Genomic DNA, 4042 nt, shown 5'->3' with positions numbered 1-4042 from the left:
GACCGGATCCCGACCTTCGCCACCACCTCGGCCCCGCCGGGCGAAGAGATGATCGAGCAGGCGAAGGCGCTGATGGCGGCCGGTTGGGCGGCGATGCGCCTGTCGCCCTCCGGTCACCGGGGCGGTGAGATCTACGAGCCGCGCGAGCATATCGCGACCACGGCGAAATGGTGCGTCAAAGCCCGAGAGGCGCTGGGCGACGATGTCGTGCTCGGCATCGACCTGCACCACCGCCTGTCGGTGGCGGAGGCGGCGAGCTTCTGCCAGAAGATGCCCTCGGGCACGCTCGACTTCCTGGAGGAGCCGATCCGCGACGAGACGCCGGAGGCCTATGAGGCGCTGCGGCGGATGGTCGACGTGCCCTTCGCCATCGGTGAGGAGTTCGCCTCCAAATGGCAGTTCCTGCCGTACATCGAACGCAACATCCACCAGTTCAACCGGATCGACATCTGCAATGTCGGCGGCTTCACCGAGGCGATGAAGGTCGCCGGCTGGAGCGAGGCGCATTACGTCGACATGATGCCGCACAACCCGCTGGGCCCGATCTGCACGGCAGCGACGGTGCATTTCGCCGCGGCGGTGCCGAACTTCTCCTGGCTCGAGACCCGGACCTCGACGGCCGAACAGCTCGGCTTTGACAATGCCGATCTGTTCCCGGTCCAGCCGCGGATCGAGAATGCCCATTATCCGGTGACGGACGCGCCCGGCCTCGGCGTCGAGGTGAACGAAGAGCTGATCAAGCAGCAGAGCTTCAAGTTCTGGGAAGCGCCGCACCTGAAGCGCAACGACGGCTCGGTGACGAACTGGTAGGGGCAGCCGTCACCCGGCTGACGGGCGGCTTGCGCATGTTCGCTTTTTGTTCTAAATTTGCGATGGGAGGACAGAGGAGGAGGGGCATCGCCACGGAGAGTGGATATGCAATACACCTTTGATTTCTATGACGATCTCAACCGCCGGCGGAAGCGGCCGGAGCGACTGTTCTTTGGTGTGCAGCCGGACAGAGAGGCTGGCAGCCAGGTGGCACAGCTCGCCGACCGGTTGTTCGCGGAAAACCGATTGCGGGGCACGCGCCTCAGGACGGATCGCCTCCACATGTCGCTGCATCACATCGGCGACTTCAAGCGCCTGCCCAGCCCGATCATCTATGCGGCGCAGCAGGCTGCGAAGGCTGTTTCGATGCGGCCATTCGAAGTGGATTTCCGCTTTGTGCACAGCTTTGCGGCAGCACCACAGAAGAATGGCCGGCGGCCGCTGGTGCTGCTGGGCGAGGGAAAGGGGCCGAGGGAGCTGTTCCATGCCCTCGGGATCGAGATGACCAGGAACGGGCTGAGCGCAGCCGTGGATTTCACGCCGCACATGACGCTGTCCTACGGCCCAGAGGCGATTTCCCTGCAGAAGATCGAGCCGATCCGTTTTGTGGCGAGGAACTTCACCCTCATCCACAGCCGGCTGGGCCTCACGCAATACGAGATCATCAACCGCTGGTCCCTGGCGGCCTGACCCTGTCCCAGCTCTCGGCCGTCTTTCCCGTGCGGGTGAGGCGGCCGAGCCATTCGACATTGTTAATAAATTAGTTTTGACTAATTGATTCGTATCAACTAATTAATTGCCCATGATCGAAGCCGCTACCATCACCGCTGTCCTGCGCACGCTGGCGGACCCGACCCGGCGGGCGGTGTTCGAGCGGATCGTCGGGGCCGACGAGATCACCGTGGCCGAGCTGACGCGGGGCAGCGGCGTGACGCAGGGCGCCATCTCGCAGCACCTCAAATCGCTGAAGCAGGCCGGCCTGGTGGTCGAGCGCCCCGAAGGCCGCAACGTCTATTACCGCGCCCAGCCTGACGGCCTCGCGCCGCTGGTCGATTGGATGAGCCATTACGGCGTGTTCTGGCGCGAGCGGTTCGCCGACCTCCGGACCCTCCTGAAGGACATCGATCCATGAACGACACGGCATCGACCCCCGGCACGCAGGACATCGTGGTCGAGGAGACCTTCCCGCATGCGCCGGAGGTGATCTGGAAAACGCTGACGAGTGGTGCGCTGATGGCCCGCTGGCTCATGGCGCCGACCGGGTTCGAGCCGGTGGAAGGCACGCATTTCACTTTCCAGACCAAGCCGGCCGGCGCCTGGGACGGCACCATCCGCTGCCGGGTGCTGGAGGTGCGGCCGAACGAACGCTTCGTCTATGCCTGGACGGGCGGGCATGACGGGAATGTCGGATACGGTGCGCCGCTGGACACCGTGGTGACCTGGACCCTCTCCAGGGCCGGGACCGGAACGCGCCTCCGCCTCGTCCATTCCGGTTTCGTTGTGCCGAAGAACGACTCCGCGCTCACGACGATGGGCAATGGCTGGAAGACGGTCGTCCCACGCATCGGCGCCATCGCCGAGGAAGAGGGCTGACGCGACAACACTCTGCGGGAGGAGAAATGAGATGAGTAAGGCCTATACCGGCGGCTGCGCCTGCGGCGCGATCCGCTACGAAATCTCTGCCGAACCGATCTTCATGAACGATTGCCAGTGCCGCGACTGCCAGCACAAGAGCGGCACCGGGCACGGGTCCTACCTGACCTTCCCGAGCCGGGAGGCCGTGCAACTCAGCGGTGACGCGAAACACTGGGACATCACCGGCGATAGCGGCAATGTGAAGACCCGCGCCTTCTGCCCGACCTGCGGATCGCCGGTGTATCTGACGTTCGCGGCGATGCCAGACCTGTTCACCGTCCACGCCGCCAGCCTCGACGATCCCGGCCGATACAGGCCGCAGGCGGTGACCTACGCCGTGCGCGGCCACGCCTGGGACCACCTCGACCCGGCCCTGCCGAAATTCGACAGGATGCCGCCGATGTGACGCGCTATCCGCGCTCCGCGGCCGGGTCGGGCAGGGGGCGGATCATTGTGTCCTCCGGCCCCAGCACCCGGCCGTCCTGGGCGCGGAGTTCCAGCTTCCGCACGGGCAGGCCGCGCTTGCGGTCGATCAGCAGGACATGGGCCTCGTCAGGCTCGAAGAAATAATCCTCGCCCCACTGCCGCAACGCGACGAGCAGGGGAAACAGGCCGCGCCCTTTCTCCGTCAGCACATACTCCTGATAGGCGCTGCCGTCGGAGGCCGGGATTGTGTCCATGATGCCGTGGGCGAGGAGGTTGCGCAGCCGGGCCGCCAGGATGTTTTTCGCCAGCCCCAGGCTTTGCTGGAATTCCCCGAACCGGCGCAGCCCGTCGAACGCATCGCGGACGATCAGCAGCGTCCACCAGTCGCCGATCGCATCCAGCGGACGGGCGACGCCGCAATGTGACTCCCGGTGGCTGGTTCTCTTCACCATCGCGATGCCGCTCCCATGATCCGCTTCTCTTTCATCTAGTGGTTGCAAATTAAAACCTCAAGCGATATGAGGCTGAGTGGTTTTAATTTGCAACCAAATCATGTGAGGAGACATCCGTGATCCAGTCCGATGCCAGCTTCGGCGGCACCTTCCCCTTCGCGCCGCATTTCAACGACGCTGCCGGCTTCCGGATGCACTATGTCGATGAGGGGCTGCGCGACGCGCAGGTGGTGCTGTGTCTCCACGGCGAGCCCACCTGGGGCTATCTGTTCCGGTCCCTGATCCCGGCGCTGAGCGATACCTGCCGCGTGGTCGTCCCCGACCATATGGGTTTCGGCAAGAGCGAGACGCCGCCGGACCGCAGCTACTGGCTGCAGGACCATATCGACAATATCGAGCGCTTCGTGCTCGCCCTCGATCTCGACGACATCACTCTGGTCATGCATGATTTTGGCGGTCCGGTCGGCATGGCGCTCGCCGCCCGCCACCCCGACCGCATCCGCCGTGTGATCTCGACCAATGGGCCGACCCCGTTCGGCCAGCCGGACATGGTCGAGCTGGCGACGGCGAATGCCGGCGTGTCGCCCTGGTTCCAATGGATCCTGAAGGCTGAAGCGGATGGCAGCCTGGAGCCGGTGCTGGGGCAGCTCGGCTTCAATATCCTGAGCACGCTCAAGCTCAACGGCTTCGAGAACAACGCCGTCATCACCGATGACTGG

At 64.6% G+C, this 4042-nt stretch carries 7 protein-coding genes; 6 read left to right on the top strand and 1 reads right to left on the bottom strand.

Annotated elements, in window-relative coordinates; all coding sequences use genetic code 11:
- The 5 genes from AC3XYG_RS13015 to AC3XYG_RS12995 form a co-directional block, all read left to right on the top strand.
- Positions 1 to 810, top strand: an 810-nt coding sequence (locus AC3XYG_RS13015) for a mandelate racemase/muconate lactonizing enzyme family protein (RefSeq protein ID WP_489140262.1), incomplete at its 5' end; no start/stop codon positions are given.
- Between the two features lie 105 nt (positions 811 to 915).
- Complete coding sequence (locus AC3XYG_RS13010; protein WP_489140261.1) at positions 916 to 1500, top strand: 2'-5' RNA ligase family protein; 585 nt, start codon at positions 916 to 918, stop codon at positions 1498 to 1500.
- Between the two features lie 112 nt (positions 1501 to 1612).
- Positions 1613 to 1942: an ArsR/SmtB family transcription factor gene (locus tag AC3XYG_RS13005; protein ID WP_489140260.1), complete on the top strand. Its 330-nt coding sequence runs from the start codon at positions 1613 to 1615 to the stop codon at positions 1940 to 1942.
- The gene (locus AC3XYG_RS13000; RefSeq protein WP_489140259.1) at positions 1939 to 2403 is read left to right on the top strand and encodes an SRPBCC family protein; all 465 of its coding nucleotides are present in this window, start codon (positions 1939 to 1941) and stop codon (positions 2401 to 2403) included. The genes AC3XYG_RS13005 and AC3XYG_RS13000 overlap by 4 nt, the downstream gene beginning before the upstream one ends.
- A gap of 31 nt (positions 2404 to 2434) precedes the next feature.
- Positions 2435 to 2851: a GFA family protein gene (locus tag AC3XYG_RS12995; RefSeq protein ID WP_489140258.1), complete on the top strand. Its 417-nt coding sequence runs from the start codon at positions 2435 to 2437 to the stop codon at positions 2849 to 2851.
- Positions 2852 to 2855: 4 nt separating this feature from the next.
- On the opposite strand, the gene AC3XYG_RS12990 is transcribed toward AC3XYG_RS12995, so the two are convergent.
- Positions 2856 to 3323 (bottom strand): winged helix-turn-helix transcriptional regulator, encoded by a 468-nt coding sequence (locus AC3XYG_RS12990; protein WP_489140257.1) that lies wholly within the window; start codon positions 3321 to 3323, stop codon positions 2856 to 2858.
- Between the two features lie 116 nt (positions 3324 to 3439).
- On the opposite strand from AC3XYG_RS12990, the gene AC3XYG_RS12985 reads away from it, so the two are divergent.
- Positions 3440 to 4042, top strand: a 603-nt coding sequence (locus AC3XYG_RS12985) for an alpha/beta fold hydrolase (protein ID WP_489140256.1), incomplete at its 3' end; no start/stop codon positions are given.

Source organism: Inquilinus sp., from assembly GCF_057815775.1.
This window is presented reverse-complemented; position numbering and strand designations above follow the sequence as displayed.